Annotated in this window: 19 protein-coding genes and 1 riboswitch; of the genes, 8 read left to right on the top strand and 11 right to left on the bottom strand. The window is 65.5% G+C overall.

Features of this window, described 5'->3' with window-relative positions; all coding sequences use genetic code 11:
* Positions 1-27: 27 nt before the first annotated feature.
* Both ACSU04_RS14170 and ACSU04_RS14165 read right to left on the bottom strand, forming a co-directional pair.
* Positions 28-1,527, bottom strand: coding sequence for a glycoside hydrolase family 3 protein (locus ACSU04_RS14170; RefSeq protein ID WP_439290036.1), 1,500 nt, complete (start codon positions 1,525-1,527; stop codon positions 28-30).
* Positions 1,528-1,562: 35 nt separating this feature from the next.
* Positions 1,563-2,738, bottom strand: a complete 1,176-nt coding sequence (locus tag ACSU04_RS14165; protein WP_439290035.1) for a serine hydrolase domain-containing protein — start codon at positions 2,736-2,738, stop codon at positions 1,563-1,565.
* Positions 2,739-2,791: 53 nt separating this feature from the next.
* Between ACSU04_RS14165 and ACSU04_RS14160 the strand changes: the two genes are divergently transcribed.
* On the top strand, positions 2,792-3,385 hold the full coding sequence (locus ACSU04_RS14160) for a GNAT family N-acetyltransferase (RefSeq protein ID WP_439290034.1): 594 nt from the start codon (positions 2,792-2,794) through the stop codon (positions 3,383-3,385).
* A 47-nt stretch (positions 3,386-3,432) separates the two neighbouring features.
* Here the strand turns inward: ACSU04_RS14160 and zapE are convergent, their stop codons facing one another.
* The 3 genes from zapE to pnuC are packed head-to-tail and all read right to left on the bottom strand — an operon-like array spanning position 3,433 to position 6,040.
* Positions 3,433-4,377 carry a cell division protein ZapE gene (zapE, locus tag ACSU04_RS14155; protein ID WP_439290033.1) on the bottom strand — a complete coding sequence of 315 codons (945 nt, stop codon included), beginning with the start codon at positions 4,375-4,377 and terminating at the stop codon, positions 3,433-3,435.
* A complete protein-coding gene (locus ACSU04_RS14150; protein WP_439290032.1) occupies positions 4,374-5,324 on the bottom strand; it encodes a J domain-containing protein in 951 nt (316 codons plus the stop codon). The genes zapE and ACSU04_RS14150 overlap by 4 nt, the downstream gene beginning before the upstream one ends.
* Complete coding sequence (gene pnuC / locus ACSU04_RS14145) at positions 5,324-6,040, bottom strand: nicotinamide riboside transporter PnuC (protein ID WP_439290115.1); 717 nt, start codon at positions 6,038-6,040, stop codon at positions 5,324-5,326. Before pnuC ends, ACSU04_RS14150 begins: the two co-directional genes overlap by 1 nt.
* 73 nt (positions 6,041-6,113) lie before the next feature.
* A riboswitch (FMN riboswitch) is annotated at positions 6,114-6,242 on the bottom strand.
* A gap of 135 nt (positions 6,243-6,377) precedes the next feature.
* Here pnuC and ACSU04_RS14140 point away from each other — a divergent pair.
* Genes ACSU04_RS14140 through ACSU04_RS14130 form a run of 3 tightly spaced genes read left to right on the top strand, consistent with a single transcriptional unit; the run spans position 6,378 to position 7,750 of the window.
* Positions 6,378-7,112: a hypothetical protein gene (locus tag ACSU04_RS14140; RefSeq protein ID WP_439290031.1), complete on the top strand. Its 735-nt coding sequence runs from the start codon at positions 6,378-6,380 to the stop codon at positions 7,110-7,112.
* Positions 7,113-7,160: 48 nt separating this feature from the next.
* Positions 7,161-7,412, top strand: a complete 252-nt coding sequence (locus tag ACSU04_RS14135; protein WP_439290030.1) for an antitoxin MazE-like protein — start codon at positions 7,161-7,163, stop codon at positions 7,410-7,412.
* Positions 7,409-7,750 carry a type II toxin-antitoxin system PemK/MazF family toxin gene (locus tag ACSU04_RS14130; protein ID WP_439290029.1) on the top strand — a complete coding sequence of 114 codons (342 nt, stop codon included), beginning with the start codon at positions 7,409-7,411 and terminating at the stop codon, positions 7,748-7,750. The genes ACSU04_RS14135 and ACSU04_RS14130 overlap by 4 nt, the downstream gene beginning before the upstream one ends.
* A 27-nt stretch (positions 7,751-7,777) precedes the next feature.
* On the opposite strand, the gene ACSU04_RS14125 is transcribed toward ACSU04_RS14130, so the two are convergent.
* Positions 7,778-9,460, bottom strand: coding sequence for a DUF222 domain-containing protein (locus ACSU04_RS14125; protein WP_439290028.1), 1,683 nt, complete (start codon positions 9,458-9,460; stop codon positions 7,778-7,780).
* Between the two features lie 181 nt (positions 9,461-9,641).
* Here ACSU04_RS14125 and ACSU04_RS14120 point away from each other — a divergent pair, with 181 nt between their 5' ends.
* Positions 9,642-10,235 (top strand): protein-L-isoaspartate O-methyltransferase family protein, encoded by a 594-nt coding sequence (locus ACSU04_RS14120; RefSeq protein ID WP_439290027.1) that lies wholly within the window; start codon positions 9,642-9,644, stop codon positions 10,233-10,235.
* A 108-nt stretch (positions 10,236-10,343) separates the two neighbouring features.
* Here ACSU04_RS14120 and ACSU04_RS14115 read toward each other — a convergent pair whose 3' ends face one another.
* On the bottom strand, positions 10,344-11,261 hold the full coding sequence (locus tag ACSU04_RS14115; RefSeq protein ID WP_439282725.1) for a DUF808 domain-containing protein: 918 nt from the start codon (positions 11,259-11,261) through the stop codon (positions 10,344-10,346).
* Between the two features lie 107 nt (positions 11,262-11,368).
* A complete protein-coding gene (locus tag ACSU04_RS14110; protein WP_439282726.1) occupies positions 11,369-12,199 on the bottom strand; it encodes an SDR family NAD(P)-dependent oxidoreductase in 831 nt (276 codons plus the stop codon).
* A 104-nt stretch (positions 12,200-12,303) separates the two neighbouring features.
* On the opposite strand from ACSU04_RS14110, the gene msrA reads away from it, so the two are divergent.
* Positions 12,304-12,846, top strand: a complete 543-nt coding sequence (gene msrA / locus ACSU04_RS14105; protein WP_439290026.1) for a peptide-methionine (S)-S-oxide reductase MsrA — start codon at positions 12,304-12,306, stop codon at positions 12,844-12,846.
* 129 nt (positions 12,847-12,975) lie between these two features.
* On the opposite strand, the gene ACSU04_RS14100 is transcribed toward msrA, so the two are convergent.
* Both ACSU04_RS14100 and ACSU04_RS14095 read right to left on the bottom strand, forming a co-directional pair.
* Positions 12,976-14,022 carry an NAD(P)-dependent alcohol dehydrogenase gene (locus ACSU04_RS14100; protein ID WP_439290025.1) on the bottom strand — a complete coding sequence of 349 codons (1,047 nt, stop codon included), beginning with the start codon at positions 14,020-14,022 and terminating at the stop codon, positions 12,976-12,978.
* Positions 14,023-14,145: 123 nt separating this feature from the next.
* Positions 14,146-14,946, bottom strand: a complete 801-nt coding sequence (locus tag ACSU04_RS14095) for an alpha/beta fold hydrolase (RefSeq protein ID WP_439290024.1) — start codon at positions 14,944-14,946, stop codon at positions 14,146-14,148.
* Between the two features lie 135 nt (positions 14,947-15,081).
* Here ACSU04_RS14095 and ACSU04_RS14090 point away from each other — a divergent pair, with 135 nt between their 5' ends.
* The gene (locus ACSU04_RS14090) at positions 15,082-15,483 is read left to right on the top strand and encodes a hypothetical protein (protein ID WP_439290023.1); all 402 of its coding nucleotides are present in this window, start codon (positions 15,082-15,084) and stop codon (positions 15,481-15,483) included.
* Positions 15,484-15,488: 5 nt separating this feature from the next.
* Here the strand turns inward: ACSU04_RS14090 and ACSU04_RS14085 are convergent, their stop codons facing one another.
* Positions 15,489-17,204: an AMP-binding protein gene (locus tag ACSU04_RS14085; RefSeq protein WP_439290022.1), complete on the bottom strand. Its 1,716-nt coding sequence runs from the start codon at positions 17,202-17,204 to the stop codon at positions 15,489-15,491.
* Between the two features lie 134 nt (positions 17,205-17,338).
* Between ACSU04_RS14085 and ACSU04_RS14080 the strand changes: the two genes are divergently transcribed.
* Complete coding sequence (locus tag ACSU04_RS14080; RefSeq protein WP_439290021.1) at positions 17,339-18,811, top strand: MATE family efflux transporter; 1,473 nt, start codon at positions 17,339-17,341, stop codon at positions 18,809-18,811.

The following is an 18,811-nucleotide window of genomic DNA, read 5'->3' as shown; positions in this document are numbered from 1 at the left end:
CTTGGCGGTCAGGCCTGAGCACTCGGCTCAGGCTTGACCGCTGAGTAGCCGCGCAGCGTTTCTGGCGGTCGCTCGGGATGCGCCATATGTCACGATGGCGCGTCCCGCAGCGGGCGCCGTTTTGGCCGGCCACCCGGCGTAGATCACGACCGTGTTCGGTCGGGTCTGCAGCACTGCATCAAGAACGGATGCTTCAGATGTGTTGTTCTGCGGCTGATTGACGACCAGCACGACCTCGCCGGGGCGATCTGCGAGTACGGTCCGTGCCTTGGCTACGGCATCCGCGTCGCTCAGCCCGCCCAGCGGTACGCGATCAGTTTCCAAGAACTCGCGCAGTGCGACGTCGAAGAAATCAGGCGCGTCTCCTACCGCGATGCTGCGGCGTGGGCGCGCGTCGATCAGCGTTACCGTGCCTCGGGCGAGGCGCACGTCGCCGATTACGTCGGCCGCGCGTGCCGCAAGGGGAGCCCCGTCGAAGACTCCGGCGTCGTCGGGGGAAGCGGGCTGCTCGTGGCGCCAGAGCGCGAGTGCCGCGTTGCGTGCTGCGGCTTCTTCCACGCGTTCCATCGACAGGGTCCCTGATGCGAGGGCGTCGTAGACCGCGTGCAGCGGTTCGGTGAAGTCGAGCTCGTCGATGCGAGGGCCGCCTGCCGCGGAGACGCGGCCCGGGTTGCCGATGCAGATGAGATCTGCGCCTGCGCCCAGCGCCGCGACGGCTCCCTGGCCGGACCCGACAGTGGCACGGATCGCGGCCATGTCCACAGCGTCGGTGATGAGCACTCCGTCAAAGCCCAACTCGCGTGCGATGCCCAGGCTGGTGCTGTTCAGCGTGGCGGGAGCATCTCCCAATGCGGGCACGCGGATGTGTGCGCTCATCAGCGCCTTTGCGCCCGCGTCGATGGCCGCGCGGAATGGGGGCAGGTGGATGCTGCGCAGTTCTTCCAGTGTGATGTCTGAGGTTGCTACATCCAGGTGGGAGTCGGTCATGGTGTCGCCGTGGCCGGGGAAATGCTTGGGGCACGCCGCAATTCCTGCGCTCTGGATGCCGCGCACGTAGGCAGCCGCATGCCGGGAGACGACGTCGGTGTCGGCGCTGAACGAGCGGACTCCGATCACCGGGTTGCGCGGGTTGGAGTTGACGTCGACGGTCGGTGCGAGGTTGATGTCGATACCCGCGGCCCCCACGAGATTGCCGATCCATGCGGCGGTGTGTTCGGTGATGTCGACGTCATCGATCCGGCCGAGTACGGCGTTACCGGGTGTGGATGAGCCGGTGGATGCCTCCAGACGCGTGACGATGCCGCCCTCTTCATCCACGCCGATCAGTGCGATCGGATTCGCGTCATGGATGCTCTTCGAGAGGGCGCGCACTTGCTCGGGATCTGACGGGGAAATGTTCTGCTCGAAGTAGACCGCGCCGGCCAGGCCCTGATCAAGAGCGTGCATCAGCCAATCGGGCGCGGTGAGGCCGTCGAAGCCGGGCCAGAGGACGCTGTGAGCCAGACGGAGTAGGGACGGGTCGTGCATCAGAAAATTCCTCGGCTCTGCTTAGTGGGGGCTGTTCAGTGGTCTGGGGCTTCGTATGCGATCGTGCTGATCGAGTGGCGCAGCGCAGTGACATCCGCTCCGTCACGCGTGGGGTGCACACGGTTGGTGAGAAGCACGACGACGAGTTCCTTATCGCGATCGATCAGGAGCGACGTGCCGGTGAACCCGGTGTGCCCCCTGGCGTGACGGCCGGCGTCGCTCATCCAGCTGGTCTGTCCGATGCGTAGCCCGAGGCTCTGGCCGTAACCGATCTCCTGTTCGACACGACCGGCGGTCCCGCCGAGCAGACCAGGCAGTTGGTCGTTCCAGAGGCGTTCGAACGACTGCGTACTGAGCACACCGGGGAGGCCGTTGAGGAGAGCCGTGCCGAGCATGGTGACGTCGTGTGCCGGAGCGAATAGCCCGGCATTTCCGGCCGCTCCGCCCAGTGCGCTCGCGGTCTCATCATGAACGATCCCGTGCACCATTCCGCGGCCGAAGTGCGGCTGATGTTCGGTGGGCGCGGTGTGGGCTTTGTCGGGGGTGAACGTCGTCCGGGTGAGGTGCAGCGGTTCCAGCACGTGCTGGCGCACCAGCTGCGCCCAGGGCCGCCCGGTTGCTGCCTCGGCCACGGCCATCGACGTGATGTATCCGAGGCAGGAGTACACCTTGTCGGTGCCCACCGGGTGCGCGAGCGGGAGCGTCAGAATGTCTTCCAGAAACGCGTCGCGGCTCGGCGGGACCCAGCTCACGTGGCCGGTGCCCTCGCCGTGAACGCTGCGCTGCAACGTGTACGGGTTGGTCGGGGGCAGGCCCGACGTGTGACTGAGCAGGTGTGCCAGCGTCACGGCCGACTTCTCGCCCTGGCGGTATGCGGGGAGCCACTCGGAGACGCTGACGTCGAGATCGACCAATCCCTTGTCTGCCAGGCTCAGCAGCGTGATCGACGTATAGAGCTTGGAGACCGAGGCGAGGTCGTACACCGTGGCATCCGTGACCGGTTGGCGCACGCCAGTGACCAGTTCCGATGCGTCAGCGTCGATCGGCTGGCCGGTCGCATCGAAGGATGCGGTGTGCCCTGCAGTCGCCGTGATCGTGGGGGAGCCGGATCGTGAGATCATGCAGACGCCGCCGGGGATGACCCCTTCTGCGACGGCGTGTTCCAGTGCAATCGACAGGCGTCGTCGGATGGCGGAATCCGTGTCCGTCATCGGGTACTTCTCCTCGTTCTGGTGTGGCCAGTGCTCTATGCAAGTATGAAGGAATGCCGGACATTCGTCGATTTCTTGAAGCCGATCGCGACGATGTCGCTGAAATTTGTTTGAAGACCGGAAACGGGGGCGCGGACGCGACCGGGATGCACGGCAGCGACGAGCTGCTGGCCGATATTTTCGCGCTGCCGTACGTCGATTTCGAGCCCGACCTGACGTTCGTCGTCGATACCGGCGAGCGGGTTGAAGGGTACGTCGTCGCCACCGCCGATACTCGAGGATTCGTAGACCGTTACCGGCGCGATTGGCTGCCCGGATTCGAGCGGAAATACTCGTCGCTTGAGCCATCGAACATTCTGGAGATGGGGCTGAACCCCGAGCGGATGATGATCGAGGAGCTGGATGAGTACCCGGCTCATCTGCACATCGACCTGTTGCCGTCAATGCAAGGCAAGGGGGCGGGGCGACGCCTGATCCGCGCGCTTCTTGCTGAGCTCCACGGGCGAGGGGTACCCGGAGTGCACCTCGGAGTGTCGCCGAGCAACACGAACGCCCGCGCCTTCTATCAGCGGCTCGGATTTCGCCCCTTGCCGTCGGATGGTGGCGGCGGCAGTCTGCTCGGCATTCGCAGTGACGCTGTGGTCTGATCGTTTCGCTTTAGCTGATCGTTTCGCCTTAGGGTGAACGCGTCGCGTCAGGCCGCTGACTGCAGCAGTTGCAGTCGGCTCACCATGCGGAACGCATCCGGCCGCCCTGACGTCCCGGCGAGGAAAGCGTCACGCGTGTGAGGTGAGACGAACGTCACCGGCACGTCCGCGTCGGCCAGTACGTCGATCATGTTGATGAACCGCTGCTGCGCTGGCGCGCCGATGGCCGCGAAGGTCGGAACCTCGGTCACCACCCACCGCGGGTACACCCGCGCCCACTCCAGGTATTCGATGGTTGCGATCGGAGCTTCGCAGAGCTGAGCGAAGCTCGCCCACAGCGAATCGGGGCGGCTCGCGAGCACGCTGAACTGGCGGTCGTGCACCGTGATGGTCGTTGCCTCAGTCGGAGCCGGATGCCGCGCTGGCGACGCGGTGGTCCACGTACCGGAGGCGAACCCACGCGAATGGTCCTGCGGGAGCGTGCGATAGTCGGTCGGGCCGTCGAGGTGAAACACGTCCATGTTCGTCTTGATCAGGCGGATGCCGGGTTCGAAGAGGTGATGCCAAATCGGGCTCGGCAGCAGGTCGTCGGGTGCATAGTTCGATGTGGCGATCACCGTCACACCGCGGCGGAAAAGCCGATCGAGCAGGCGCGTGAGCAGCCGGGCATCGCCGGAGTCGTGCACGTGGAATTCATCGAAGAACAACACGTGGCTGTCGCCGGCGATGTCGTCGATCGCACGCCCGAGCGCGTCCTCATCGCTCCGGTGATGGTGGATGCTGTGGTGCAAAGCGGCGAGGAACCCATGAAAGTGCACGCGGGCCTTGCGCGAGGTCGGCAGCGCCTCGAACGTCGTATTTGCGATCCACGTCTTGCCTCGGCCAGCAGGACCGTGGATGTAAAGGCTGCGGGTGGTGTCGGCATCCTGGGCGATGTCGTTCAGCCGGTCGCGCAGGTCACGCTGGCCGGAGTCGAGCGTGAACCCGTTCACACGAACCGCAGGGTGTGCTGCAGTCGGGTGCGCACGTCGAACAGCTCATTGCCGCCGATGTCTCGTGCGCCGGGGACGCCGCGGCGCAACACTGTGTGTAGGGCGCTGCGGCGGACGACCACGACCGGGACTCCACGGACTTTACCGAGTGAGGTGATCGCCTGATCCAGGTCGTCGTCGGGCAGAACGATGATCGCGCCGCCGAAGCGGACACGTGCAGCTTTTGCGATGACGCGCATGCGCGCGAGGAGGGCTGCGATGGGTGCGTCGCCGTCGACGGAGCGGCCGATGATCTCTCCGCGGCGGAATCGCACCACTTCGCCGAAGTCTTCTGACAGCACCCCGTACAGGCCGGACGGGCTGAGGATGACGTGGTCGAGCTTGTCGCCGCCGCGGCCGCCGGCGGCGACATCGTGCCACACCGTGAACCCCATGCCGAGGTCGGAGACGGTGCGTGCCGTCTCTTCTTCGGCGAGAGCATCCGCAAGCATGCGACGCAGTTCTCGTGGCATGGAGCGCACGAGCGCCGGGTCGTACGGGTCGGGGACGTCGACGCCGTGGCCGGCCCATTCCCGGATGAGTGTCAGGTAGCGCTCGCGGCGCCACCCACCCGGATGCCCGTACGCACGTGCCTTGGGGCGAGAGTCGGCGCGTGGCACGGGGACCTGCCACCCGTTCCAGCTCTGTCCCTGGGGTTGTGCTTGGCCCGGCGCCGGGGGATAGCCGGCGCCGAAGCCATGACCGCGGTCGTAGGCCGCGCGCCCCTCGGCGGTGCCGATGAGTTCCCAGGCGCGCTGCACCTGGATGAATTCTGCTGCGTCGCCGCCGGTGTCGGGGTGCGTTTGGCGCAGCCTCAGGCGATATGCCTTGCGCAGCGCATCGTCAGTGGCGGCGGGGTCGACACCGAGCACCTCGTAGGCGGAGGCGGAGAGCGGGCTGTCGAACATCACTCACTATTGTCCCCCGGCGAAACCACTCGCGGATCCGGCATGATCGTGTCGATCTTGGGTTTGGCGTTCGCGTGCGCCCGCCACCAGACGAAGAATCCGACCGCGGTGAAGACGCCGTAGAACACGTACATGAACCCGGTCGCGTAGTAACCGGCGCTGAATAGCAGGGGCACGCCGACGACGTCGACGGCAATCCAGATCAGCCAGAACTCGGTCCAGCCCTTGGCCATGCCGTAGGTCGCGAGCAGTGAGCCGACGAAGGTCCACGCATCCGCCCAGACCGGTTCGTACGATCCGAGCACACGGAACAGGGGAGTGAGCGCGACGGTGCCGAGAACAAGTACGAGCACGAGACCGACACGGGCGTTGTTGGGCGCCCAACGGGGCGTGATCTGCCCGCTGTCGGCCTTCGCCTGTCGCCAGCGGATCCAGCCGTAGATCGCGACGGCGATGAACATCACCTGGCGTCCGGCCTGTCCGAGCAGGTTCGGCAGCGAGTGAGCGGGGTTGAGGATCGACCCCAGGAAAACGGTCAGCAACAGCAGGTTGCCGATGATGCCGATTGGCCATGCCCAGATTTTGCGTCGCATGCCGCCGAGCGCACTCGCGAGGCCGAAGATGTTGCCCACGACTTCGCGGATCAGCAGGGTCTGCCCGCCGGGCAGCATCCATTGCGAGTTGAAGGCGTCGACCAGCCAGCGCAGGACGTCCATGATTCTCCATTCGGCTTCGATGCCGCCGAGGGAGAGTGAGGGCCGGGGCATGCGTCGTCGCATGCAGCCCACCACTGTGCTTCTTCCATCCAGACTGTGACTGTCGGTACCGGAATTTCACCGGTTCAACCTCAGCCACGAAGGGCTTTGGGTCGCGGACTATGACCGCCGGTTCGGAATTTCACCGACCCCGGAGCACGTGCGTGTTCACTCGGAACATTACCGGAGGATGGATGCTGCGCCGTCTCGTTCTGCACGGGTCTGGGTTTCATCGAGTTCTGCACCATTCGTGGGTTTCGCTCGGTTGTCGGCCCTGTGGGGGAACAACGATGGCGGTATGACAGACCACGACACCCTGCTGGGGGAGACACTCATCCACCTTCCATTCGTCTCGGAGGAGGACAGCAACGAGCTCGCCGAGCTCCTGCTTGACCTCGCTGCCGACCTGCCCGAGCTCGGTTTTGTCGTGCCGACGAGGCACATCGGATCGATCGTGCGACGATTCGAGGAGTACGGGCCCACGGCCCTCGTGATTCCGGTCGTCGAGACGATCCTCGATGCGGAACTTCCGCGGCCCACCGACGTTGAGCTTCGCGCGCAGCTCATCCTTATCAGTGAATTTGCCACGGTCCCCGAGACCGTGGCGATGCAGATCGCCTTCGGGCGCGGCGCGGGTGAGGAGGTCCTTCGCAAACAGGGGCGATTCATCGAGGGCGCGCGCCGAGAGGGGGTCTCTTTGGATGAATATGTGCTCGGTCTCGCCCGAGTGGATGCCATCCCGAAGGACCGTACTTACCAACTCTTCCGAGGCGAGTCGGTTGAGATTCCTGATGCGGAGCGGGTGCAGCGCGGCATTGAGTTTCTGCGCATGACTGTGGCATCCATGCCGGAGTCCTTCCGTCCGCCGCTGTTCGGCGCCCTTGCCTGGTTGCATTGGGCGCGCGGGCAGCGTGCGATCGCAATGGCATACCTCGCCGACGCGACGCGCATCGAACCGGGCAACATTCTCGCCGGTGGGCTGAGCGTGTTCTTCCGGTCAATGACCCCGGACTGGCTGGAGGTAGCACTGTGATCGGGATGAGCCATTGCATCGCAGATCGTTACATGTAACGCTGTACCCATGACCGTGAAGTCGCGAGTGAGTGAGTATCGAAGGCGCATGCGCGAGCGCGGCTACCGCCCGGTGCAGACGTGGGTGCTTGACGTGCGGACACCGGCATTCACAGCTGAGGCGAAGCGCCAGGCTGCCGAGGTCGCGCGAGCTGACTTGACCGGGGCTGACTTGACCGGGGTTGACTTTGCCGGTGCTGGCTCGACCCGTGACGGGCAGGCACCGATTGGTGCGGGTTCAGCGTCATGGGGCGACGAATGAGCGACGCCTCGGGCGTTCGGGGAGAGATCTGGACGGTGGAACGCGGCATAGCGTCGTCGACGCCGTGGCCCGCGGTCATCGTCCAGGACGAGGCGTTCGATGGCACGGCATCCGTGACCGTGCTACCGCTGACGAGCAACTTGATCGATGCACCGTTCCTCCGGGTGCGCGTTCCAAGGACTCGCAGGTCCGGACTCGAGCGCGAGAGCGACGTCATGATCGATAAGCCGACGACGGTGCGCAGGGAGAACATGGCGGCGCGGGTGGGGCGGTTGTCGGCTGCGCAGCTTGCAGAGGTGGAGCGAGCGATGATGGTCTTCCTCGGGCTCGCCCGCTGATCTCGTCGCAAGCTCAACCATCCACCGTCACCAGGTGTTCCGTGCCAGGTCGTGTTCGCCGTCGATGGCTTCGTCGACTGCGGTGTAGTTCAGGTGTGGTGCTCGCCATCGGGCGTAGGGGTCCCACCAGTTGGGTCCGCGGATTTCGGGTGTCCCGTTACGCATTCGGATGAGCCAGATGTGTTCGTCGAGGGTGCGGTGGTGGTGCCAACACAGGGGTACCCCGTTGCTGGTGTGGGTGGGTCCGCCACGTGAGTGTTCGGTCACATGATGGATTTCGCACCATTCCGCACGGATGTTGCATCCGGGGATGAGGCATTTGCGGTCGCGGAGCACGATCGCGCGGCGTTGGCGGGCGTTGAAGATCCGTGCCGTGGTGCTGATCCCCACGATCGCCCCGTTCTCGTCGAACAGCACGCGTTCCACACCGCCCGCGCATGCGGCGTGGTCGGTGGCGCCGAGGGGCACGTCGTATCCGGCACCCTGGACGGTCGCACGTCCGGTGCGGTGGGCGTAGTCTTCGGCGCTGACGGAGACGACCAGGGTGGGTGCGGCGCCGCCGAGGGTGGGCATGCCGTCGGATGCTGCTGCGACCATGATGATGCTCGCGAACGCGTCGTGCCGTTTCTGCGCATGCGTGCGCAGGTCCGCGGCGTCCGGTGGGGGCGACGCAGCCTTGTGGGCCGGGAGCCCGTCCGCACGATCGGTGAGCGTGTCGCCCTCAGCGGCGGACGCGGTGCCGGCTGTCGAGCTGTACTTGGCGTCGAAGCGGTCACCGTCATCGTCACTGTCATTGTCGCCACCACTGCCGGCACCATCATTGGCGGCACCGTCGTCGGAGGGTCGGAATCGCACTCCGGCCCCGGTACTGGCCTCGTCGTTGACTTTCGGGTTCATCAGACTGTCGATCAGCTTCTCCAGTTGGGCGGCGACTTCCGGGAGTAGCTCACCGCGTACGGGCACGGATCCGTCGCGGAGGCGCCCGATCGTGAAGTACCGGCGGCGTTTGCCCGCCCGGTCTTTCGGCTCCGCACCGTCCGGGTCGAGGCGGTCGATGATGTGCGCGGTCAGCCCGGCCAGCTCATCCGTCGTCGGCAGCGGTGCCGTCTCGCCCGCCCCGTCAGCGTCGTCATCAAGTGAGAGGTCACCGTCAAGAGGGTCGCCGTCATCCGATGGTTGGTCACCGTCCAGTGGGCGTCCGGTCGCGAAGCGTGCGAGCACGGCATCCGCAGCTAGTCGGTCCGCGGTCCCTAGCCGTCTGGCCTTCAGTAGCGGTGTCGTACACGCCAGGAACCCGCTCAACGACATCGCACCCGCAGCCAGCGCCGCGGACAGTTCCGGGAATGGCGCCGGCAGTAACCCACCGGAGGTGATGTCCAGATCGCGGTGCACGGCCGCCACCGCTGACACGTACCGGCGGGCCGCAGGCCCATCAATGAGGAGCGTGCGTCGCAGCAGCTCTGCGGCGTCCCGGCATCCGAGCTGTGTCGTCAGCCGGGCGTCGCGTTCACACTGATCCCGCTCGACCACCCGGTCCGTGGTTTCGACGATCGCACCATCCAGCCGGCGCTGGATACGCCCCAAAGCCTGCACGATGTCGAGAAGTTCACCATCATTGACGAGTCGCACGCCCCCACGCGCGGTGGAACCGGTCATCGCGTCGGCCAGCTGCCGATCGATGTTCTCCAGTTCCGCTGCAAGGGATGTCATACCTCTATTACACAGGAGGCCACAGACATTCGCCCGCCAGATAAACCGCAGATCAGAAGCCATTCACGAATGGTGGATAACTCCACAAACAGGCAGGTCTGTGCAGAACGAGTCGCGCCCAGCGCGGCCCCGAGTGCGACATCCACTGTCCCGGCTTGCCCAGGCGGCGTAGCGTCGTCATATGGCCGGAATCAGAGTGGATCCCGCCACCGCAATCCGCGTACGTGAAGCGATGGCCGCGACACCGCGGGCGACCTTTCTGCCACCCTCGGTGCGCCACCTCGCGGGCGCCGACCGCCCGGTGATGATCGGCTGGGACGCGACGAATTCACAGCCGTCGACCGTGGCGCGGATGCTCGAACTGCTCGACGTGCAACCCGGCGACCGGGTGCTCGATGTCGGCAGCGGTTCGGCGTGGACGACTGCGATCCTCGCCACGCTCGCGGGCCCACGAGGCTCCGTGATCGGCGTGGAGATCGTCGCAGAATTGGTGGATTGCGGCCGAGAGCGACTGGCCGAAGCGGGCGTACACGCCGAGATCCGTCACGCCGAGTCGGGCGTGCTCGGTCTCCCCGAGGAGGCGCCTTTCGACCGCATCCTGGTCTCCGCGGGAGCAAATTCGATGCCGGATGCGCTCGTGGACCAGCTCGCGGACGGCGGGCGCCTGGTCGTTCCTGTCGCCGGGGTGATGACCGTCGTAGACATGCACGCGGGTCACGCGCGGCATGCGCAGGATCAGGGGCTGTACAGTTTCGTGCCGCTGCAAGGATCCTGAGCGGATCGACGCGCTCACGCGTCGCCGTCCGACCAGCCCGGCGCACCAGGCCGTCCCGGCGCACCAGGTCAGCCCACGCTCCCGACGGCGCACCCGCGAGCAGAACCTCTACGCGTGCACCTTCACCGGTGATTCGCCACCCTCGGTGAAGCTCGGCGACTTGCCGAGCATCCGTCCGATCAGCAGTATCGCACCGACAATCAAGAGGCCAACCAGGAGCCCTGCGATCGCCGATACCAGCGTCTCGCCGATCCAGGCGATCACTCCGCCGAGCGGCGCGAGGAAGTGCTCGATCCCGTGCAGCAGGTCGCTGAAGAACGACAGTCCCACGTCGCCGAGGTTCGCGAGCAGCAGGTGTCCACCGACCCACAGCATCGCGACGGTGCCAACCACGCTGATGACGCGGAATACCGCCGGCATCGACCGCACGATCCGCGTACCCGTGTGGCGCACCCGGCGGGAGTCGTTCTTCGCCATCTTCAGACCGATGTCATCGATCTTCACCAGCAGTGCGACCGCGCCGTAGACAATGCCGGTCATCATCAGTGCGATGACGGTGAGGATGGCCAGCGTCATCCCGAAGCTGAGCCCCGCTTCCAGATTCGACAGCGAGATGAGCATGATCTCTGTAGAGAGGATCAGGTCAGTGCGGATGGCGCCCCACACCAGCTTGTTCTCGTTGCGTGCGCCCTCTTCCACGGCGCCGTGATGGAAGCCGAACCACTCCATCACCTTCTCCGCGCCCTCGAAGCAGAGATACGTGCCACCGATGATGAGCAGATACGGCAGCACCCACGGCGCGAACGCGGTCAACAGCAACGCGATCGGGATGATGATCACGAACTTGTTCACGAGTGAGCCGAGCATGATCTTGGCGACCACGGGAAGTTCGCGCGCCGGCGAGATGCCCTGCACATATTGCGGCGTCACCGCCGCGTCGTCGATCACGACGCCGGCCGATTTCGCCGACGCCTTCAGCGCGGCGGCCAGGATGTCATCGACGACCGCGAGTAGACCAACCGACATGTGTTCTCCCGTGGATGGATCAGAGTGGGTGGATGAAAAGTGAGAAGTAGGCAAGCAACATTACTGGCACTTCACGAGACACTGACACTTCACCAGACACTGGCACTTCAGGGGCGCCCGGTGAACCTGTCCATCGAGGAGTAAACCTTGAACACCCTGTCGGCGACGACATCCCAGGCGCGTGTGGGCAGGATGCCACGCAACGCCATTGCAAGTTTCACCGTCCAGGGGCGCAGCACCATCGGTGTGCCCTTCAGCATCCCGTTCCACGCCGCCGAAGTCGCTCTCCTCGGCGTCATGATCGGTGTCAGCAGCGGACCGCGCGCACCCTTGAACATGCCGGTCGAGACGAAACTCGGACAGAACGTCGTCACCGCGATGTGCCGATGGCCGTGCGCCGCGAGTTCCAGACGAACCGATTCGCTCCAACCGATCAGCGCCCATTTGGATGCCGCGTACACGCTCATGTTCGGATTCGCGAGTGTCCCTGCGGCCGAGGCGATGTTCAGGATGCGCTTCGGGCGCGAGCTGTCGGCGATCATCGCGGGCAGCACCTCGCGGGTGAGCCACATCGCGGCCAGCGCGTTGATGCGCATGGTCGCCTCAATGTCGCGCTCAGGATCGTGCTCCCAGAACGGCGCGCCCCGAACGATGCCGGCATTGTTGATGATCACGTCAGGCGTGCCGAAGTCGACGCGTACGCGCTCGAGCCCGGCGACGATCTCCTCGTGGCGTGAGACGTCCACCCGGTAGGCGCGCACACCGACGCCGGAGCGTGCGAGCTCCGTGGCCAGTGCCGTCGCGGCATCCTCGTCTATGTCCCAGAGCGCAACGGCGCGCGCGTTCGCGGCAATCGCGCGTCTGGCATACAGCTCGCCCATGCCGCGAGCGGCGCCGGTGATGAGGACAAGAGCATCAGCGATCGGGTTTTCGGCCATGGTGCAACGCTATGGCACATCCGGAATTCGGCGTTCACATAGCGCAAACGCGCCGCCTCCGCCTGAACTGCGTCAGACTGGATGACAGAAAAGGAGCGTTCACCATGACTGATACCGGAACAATCACCCGTACACCCGGCGCCGAGACGGCCGTCCTCGCTGGAGGATGCTTCTGGGGCATGGAAGACCTCATCCGCCGCCAGCCGGGCGTGCTCGACACCCGGGTCGGCTACACCGGCGGCGAGAACGACAACCCGACGTACCGCAACCACCCCGGCCACGCCGAGGCGGTCGAGATCGTGTTCGATCCGACGAAGACGACGTACCGCGACATCCTGGCGTTCTTCTTCCAGATCCACGACCCGTCGACGCTGGACCGCCAGGGCAACGACGTCGGCTCGAGCTACCGCTCGGCGATCTTCCCGCTCAGCCCCGAGCAGGAGCAGGTCGCTCGCGACACCATCGCCGATGTGGATGCCTCAGGCCTCTGGCCGGGCACCGCGGTCACCGCGCTCGAGCCCGAGGGCCCGTTCTGGGAGGCCGAGCCCGAGCACCAGGACTACCTGATCACCTACCCGAACGGGTACACCTGCCACTTCCCGCGCGCGGGATGGGTGCTGCCCAAGCGGGACGCCGTCGCCCGCTGACGCCGCGAGACAACACTCCCGTCTGTACGCACCGTTTTCCGCGTGAGACACCATGTCCTACGTGATGTCTCGCGCGCAGGATGTTGCCCGGCGCAGCCGCTGGCATCCCGCGAACGCCGAGCCTCCAGGTCAGCCGATCGTGGAGACGTCGATCACGAAGCGGTAGCGCACATCGGCTGCGAGCACCCGTGCCCAGGCCTCATTGACCTGATCGGCAGAGGTGATCTCGACCTCAGGGGCGATGCCGTGCTCGGCGCAGAAGTCGAGCATCTCCTGCGTCTCGGCGATGCCGCCGATGTTGGACCCTGCGAATGAGCGGCGGCCGCCGATTAGGTTGCCCACCTTCACCGGCAGTGCTTCTGGCGGCAGGCCGACATTGACGAGAGCGCCGTCCAGCGCCAACAGCTTCAGGTGCGCGTTGATGTCGATCGTCGCGGACACCGAGTTGATGATGAGGTCGAAGTGGCCCCGCAGCGCGCGGAACGTCTCTGGGTTCTCGGTCGCGAAGTAGTGGTCAGCACCGAGAGCCAACGCATCGTCCTTCTTCGCCAGCGAACGCGAGAGCACGGTGACCTCGGCGCCCATCGCGTGCGCGATCTTGACCGCCATGTGACCGAGCCCGCCGAGGCCGATTACGGCGACCTTCTTGCCGGGGCCGGCGTTCCAGTGCCGCAGCGGTGAGTAGGTGGTGATGCCGGCGCACAGCAGTGGTGCGGCCTTCTCGAAGGGGATGGCCTCTGGCACGCGCAGCACGAAGTCCTCAGTGACGACGATGCCGGTGGAGTAACCGCCCTGCGTGATCGTGCCGTCGACATCTTCAGCGCCGTAGGTTCCGGTCATGCCCTGCAGGCAGTACTGCTCTTCGCCGGCGACGCAGTTCGCGCATTCGCCGCAGGAGTTCACCATGCATCCGACGCCCACGCGGTCGCCAACGGCGAACTTCGTGACCTCGGAACCGACTTCGGCGACGGTGCCGGCAATCTCATGACCGACGGTCAACGGGTAGTGCTGCGGACCCCAGTCACCCTGCACGGTGTGGATGTCGGAGTGGCAGATGCCAGACCAACGAATGTCGATGCGCACATCTGCAGGGCCAACGTCGCGGCGTTCGATGGTGCCGGCAACGAGCTGATTGGTGGGCGAGGACGCAACAATGGCGGGGATGATCGTGGGCATGCGTCCAGCGTAAGGGCGAGAAAGGCTCTCCGGCTTGAGAATGGGTGTGCCAGGCACAGTTTCGGGCGGGAAACCCATTCTCGCGGCTGGATCGGGTGGCGCGGCTGGATCGGCCGGCGCGACCTACTCCTCGGCGAAGAAGTCCAGCGCGGCATCCTTGAACGCCCGTGAGCCCGGCGCGTTGAAGTGGTGCCGGTCGGGGATCTCGAAGAACCGGCCATTGGGCGCGGAGCGAGACAGTTCGCGCGAGCCCTCGATGACTGCATCCTTCGATCCGGTGGCGAACAGGATCGGCCTGGTCGGCGCGTTGGTCGGATCCGGGTCGATCGTCCGCGTCGCGCGCATCCCCTCAGCAAGTGCGAGCAGCGAGCGCAGGTCGTTGCCGGGCACGCGCTGGGTGAGCGCGATGTAGTTCTGAGTGGTCTGATCGGTGACGGGCACGCCATCGTCGACGAAGGCGCGCACCTGCTCGATGTCGAGCCGCTCGAGCGGGATGCCATCGGGCACGCCGCCCAGCACCGCACGGTTGATGCGCTGGGGCAGATCGCGCACCACCTCCCACCCGACGCGTGCGCCGAGTGAATAGCCGAGGTAGAAAGCATCCTCCACGAGGTAGGTATCCATGACCGTTTCGACATCAGATGCGAGAGTGCGCATGGCGTACACCGTCGGGTCGTGCGGTTTCTCGCTCAGCCCGTGGCCACGCTGGTCAAGCGCGAGCACACGGTAGCCGGCACGGGTGAGGTCGCGAACCCATCCGGTGAGCACCCAGTTGTCGCGCACATTCGAGGCGAATCCGTGCGCGATGACGACGACAGGGGCATCGAGCTCACCCCAGGTATATGTCGCGAGACGTATGCCGTCTGCGGCGTACACGAGCTGCGGTTTCGGCATCTGGGTCAGTTCAGAAAGAGGTGCGGCCACTTCTCCATCATGCTCCTTTCGGCCGCGGGATGCGCCCCCTGGCACCGTTTGAATAACATCATCCTTCCGGTGGATGCGAATGTCTGCGGCACTGCGTACCGTAGAGATCACGGAGGATGACCGGGGGGTCAAAAGATGTCGTCAATAGGTGTGGTTCGTGACCTGGCAGAGTTCTTCATGCCGATCGGAATCGTCGGCGCGGTGATCGCTGTGCTGTGTGCGCTCGTCGCGGTGGTGGCTCTTGCGCGAGGATCGGCGGGAGTCGGTGGCGGTGCTGTCGCGGTCTGGATCGTCGGCGCGCTGCTGAGTCTCGCGTCGGGCTTTTCCGGCGAGTGGATTCCGGCGATCGTGGCCGCAGGGGCCCTAGTGTTGGCCCTCGTGCTCGGCGGACTGCTGCGTGGCATGGTCAGTGCCTTCGCTGCCAGGCCGAAGCCGGTGCGTGCGGTCAGCGCAGAGCCCGCAACGGTCGCCGTCGCGCAGCCGCGTCTTGTCGAACGCTTCGGCGCAGACGCGCGCGTCGAGACCAGTCGGGCCTAGCGCTCTCAGCGGTAATCGCGGTCCAGGTGCTGGCCGGCGGCATCCCCGCTGGTGACCCGCTCTGCTTCGCGCGCTCGCAACTCGACCCTGCGGATCTTGCCCGAGATCGTCTTCGGCAGCTCTGGCACGAACTCGATGATCCGCACCCACAGGTGCGCCGACAGGCGCTCGCGCGCGAAGGCGTAGATGGCGCGCGCAGCGTCTACCTCGGCATCCGGCCCGTCCACGGCATCCGCTCGCAGGCAGACATAGGCTTTCGGCACTGAAAGGCGCGTCGGATCCGGACTCGGGATCACCGCGGCTTCGACGACCAGGTCGTGCTCCAACAGCACAGACTCGAGCTCGAACGGCGAGATCTTGTAGTCGGATGCCTTGAACACGTCATCCGCTCGGCCGACGTAAGTGAGATAGCCGTCCGCATCGCGCGCGGCGATGTCACCGGTGTGATGGAAGCCGCCGAGACGCGACTCCGCAGTCTTTTCCGGGTCGCCGTAGTACCCGGCCATGAGCCCCAGCGGGGTCTGCGCGAGATCCAGCGCGATCTCGCCCTCATGCGCGTTCGCCTCGCCGGTGACCGGATCCAGCAGCACCACCGGATAACCGGGTAGCGCCCGCCCCATCGAGCCGTCCTTGACGATTTGCCCCGGGGAGTTGCCCACGCAGCATGTCATCTCGGTCTGGCCGAAGCCGTCGCGGATCGTGCCGCCCCACGCATCGCGCACGCGGCTGATGACCTCGGGGTTGAGCGGCTCACCCGCGCCGACCAGTTCGCGCGGCGGATGCGTGAGACGAGACAGGTCTGCCTGGATCAGCATTCGCCACACCGTCGGCGGTGCACAGAACGTTGAGACGTCGTGGGTGTCCATCACGTGCATCAGCGTGTTCGCGTCGAAGCGGTCGTAGTTGTAGACGAACACGGTCGCCTCGGCGAGGAATGGTGAGTAGAAACTCGACCAGGCGTGCTTGCCCCAACCGGGGGACGAGATGTTCAGGTGCACATCTCCCGGACGCAGCCCCAGCCACCACATGGTCGACAGATGCCCGACCGGATAGGACACCTGGGTGTGCTGCACGAGTTTCGGCCGGCTGGTCGTGCCGGAGGTGAAATACAACAGGCCGGTATCGGATGCTGGGGTTGGGCCATCCGGTTCAAAATCCGTGGCGGCGCTCGCCGAAAGGGCGAAGTCGTGCCACCCTTCTGGCACTTCGCCTGTCCCGATGCGCAGCACGTCAGCGTCGATTTCGCTGAGCCGATCAGCGAGCGCGCCCAGCGTCACGACCGCGCGCGCGTGGCCGCGTTCGACGCGGTAGGCGAGATCGGATGCCGAGAGCAGAGTGGATGTCGGAATGGCGACGGCGCCGATCTTGGCGATGCCGAGCATCACCTCCCACAGTTCGATCGTGTTGTTCAACATCACGATCAGGTGATCGCCCCGGACGATGCCGAGATCCTGCAGCCAGCTCGCGACCTGGTCTGATCGACGGGAGAGATCGGCGTAGCTCCAGCTCTCGAGCGTCAGGTCGGCCGAGACGATCTGCACCGCGGGGCGGTCAGGATTCTCGGCCGCGACGACGTCGAACCACTCCAGACCGAAGTTGAACTCATCGAGCTGCGGCCACCGGAATCCCGCGACCGCTCCGTCGTAGTCGGTGGCGTGCGCGAAGAGGAAGTCGCGCATCTCACGGATCGCAGTGGTAGCGGCGGTGGCAGTGCGGGTCATGGAATCCATCCTGCACCCAGTGCGGTGAATCTCGCCGCAAGTCTTCCGTTACCGAATCGATTCGATAAACTAAATGCTCGCCGGTTCTCGGCATCCTCATTTCCCATCCCGAGTTCCGGAAGTCTTTTCTCCGCATGGCCACCTCCCTCACCACAGGCCGCCCCTGGCGCGTCATCCTCGCATTCTCCGTGCCGCTGCTCATCGGCAACGTGGTCCAGCAGCTCTATCAGGTCGTCGATACGATCGTCGTCGGCCGAGAGCTGGGGGTGAACTCCCTCGCCGCTGTCGGCGCGACCGGTTCTCTGCTGTTCCTGCTGCTCGGTTTCGCCTGGGGCATGACCAGCGGTTTCGCGATTCCGACCGCGCAGGCCTTCGGCGCGAAAGACCATGAGGCTGTGCGACGCTCGGTCGCCACTGGAACCGTGCTCGCCGCGATCGCCAGCGTGATCATCACGATCGCGGGGCCGCTGCTGGCCGAACCCGTGCTGGTTCTCATGCAAACACCGCCCGAGCTGCTCGCAGAGGCCGTACTGTTCACGCAGATCAGCTTCCTCGGTGGCGGCGCGACGATGTTCTTCAACTATCTCTCGGCGATCATCCGCGCGATCGGCGACTCGAAGACCCCGCTGGTCTTCCTCACGATCTCGTGCGCCGTGAACGTCGTGCTTGTGATCGTTCTGGTGGGACCGGTCGGATGGGGTGTCGCTGGCGCCGCGCTGGCGACCGTCGTCGCCCAGGCGATCTCGGTCGTGCTGTGCCTGGACTTCGTCAGACGGCGGATGTCGGCGCTGCACATCCGCCGGGCAGACTGGAAGATTTCGAAGGCTGACCTCACCGAGCACCTGCGCTTGGGCCTGCCGATGGGCTTCCAGGCATCGATCATCGCGATCGGAACCCTGGTGGTGCAGGTCGCCCTGAACCTGCTGGGAGCCGATGCCGTCGCAGCATACACAACGGCATCCCGCGTCGACAGTCTCGCGTCCGCGCTGCTGGCTTCGCTGGGACTTGCCGTCTCCATGTACGTGGCGCAGAACTTCGGCGGACGCCGACCCGACCGCATCCGTGCCGGTGTCGTGCAGGCGACATGGATGGCCATCATCGCCTCCCTGGTACTGGGTGTTGTGCTGATCGCTTTCGGCACCAACCTCGTGCGGCTGTTCATCGGCGACGGATCGGACGAGGTCGTCGAGCTCGCGCATCTCATGCTCATCATCAACGGTGCGACGTACTCGCTGCTGGGCGTGCTGTTCGTGCTGCGCGGTGCACTGCAGGGTCTCGGTCAAGCGCTGATTCCGACCGTGACTGGCCTCGTCGAACTTGTCATGCGCATTGCTGCTGCGGTCGCGCTGGGTGCGGTGCTGGGCTTCGGTGGTGTTGCGCTGAGCAACCCGCTCGCCTGGATTGGTGCGGTCGTCATCCTGGTTCCCGGGTATGTGCGTGCGCACAAGGCGCTGGCGCGGATGCCGATCGATCCGGACGAGATGACGCTCACCACGCCGATCGCAATCGTCGGACCCGATAACAGCTCGCTGAACGTGGATGCCATCGTCACGCAGTCGGTGCCGACCATCGTGCAGCGACGGTGGAAGCGGCTGCTCAAGCGCTGA

The organism is Microbacterium sp. A84, from assembly GCF_051842815.1.
Classification (GTDB): Bacteria; Actinomycetota; Actinomycetes; order Actinomycetales; family Microbacteriaceae; genus Microbacterium.
This window is presented reverse-complemented; position numbering and strand designations above follow the sequence as displayed.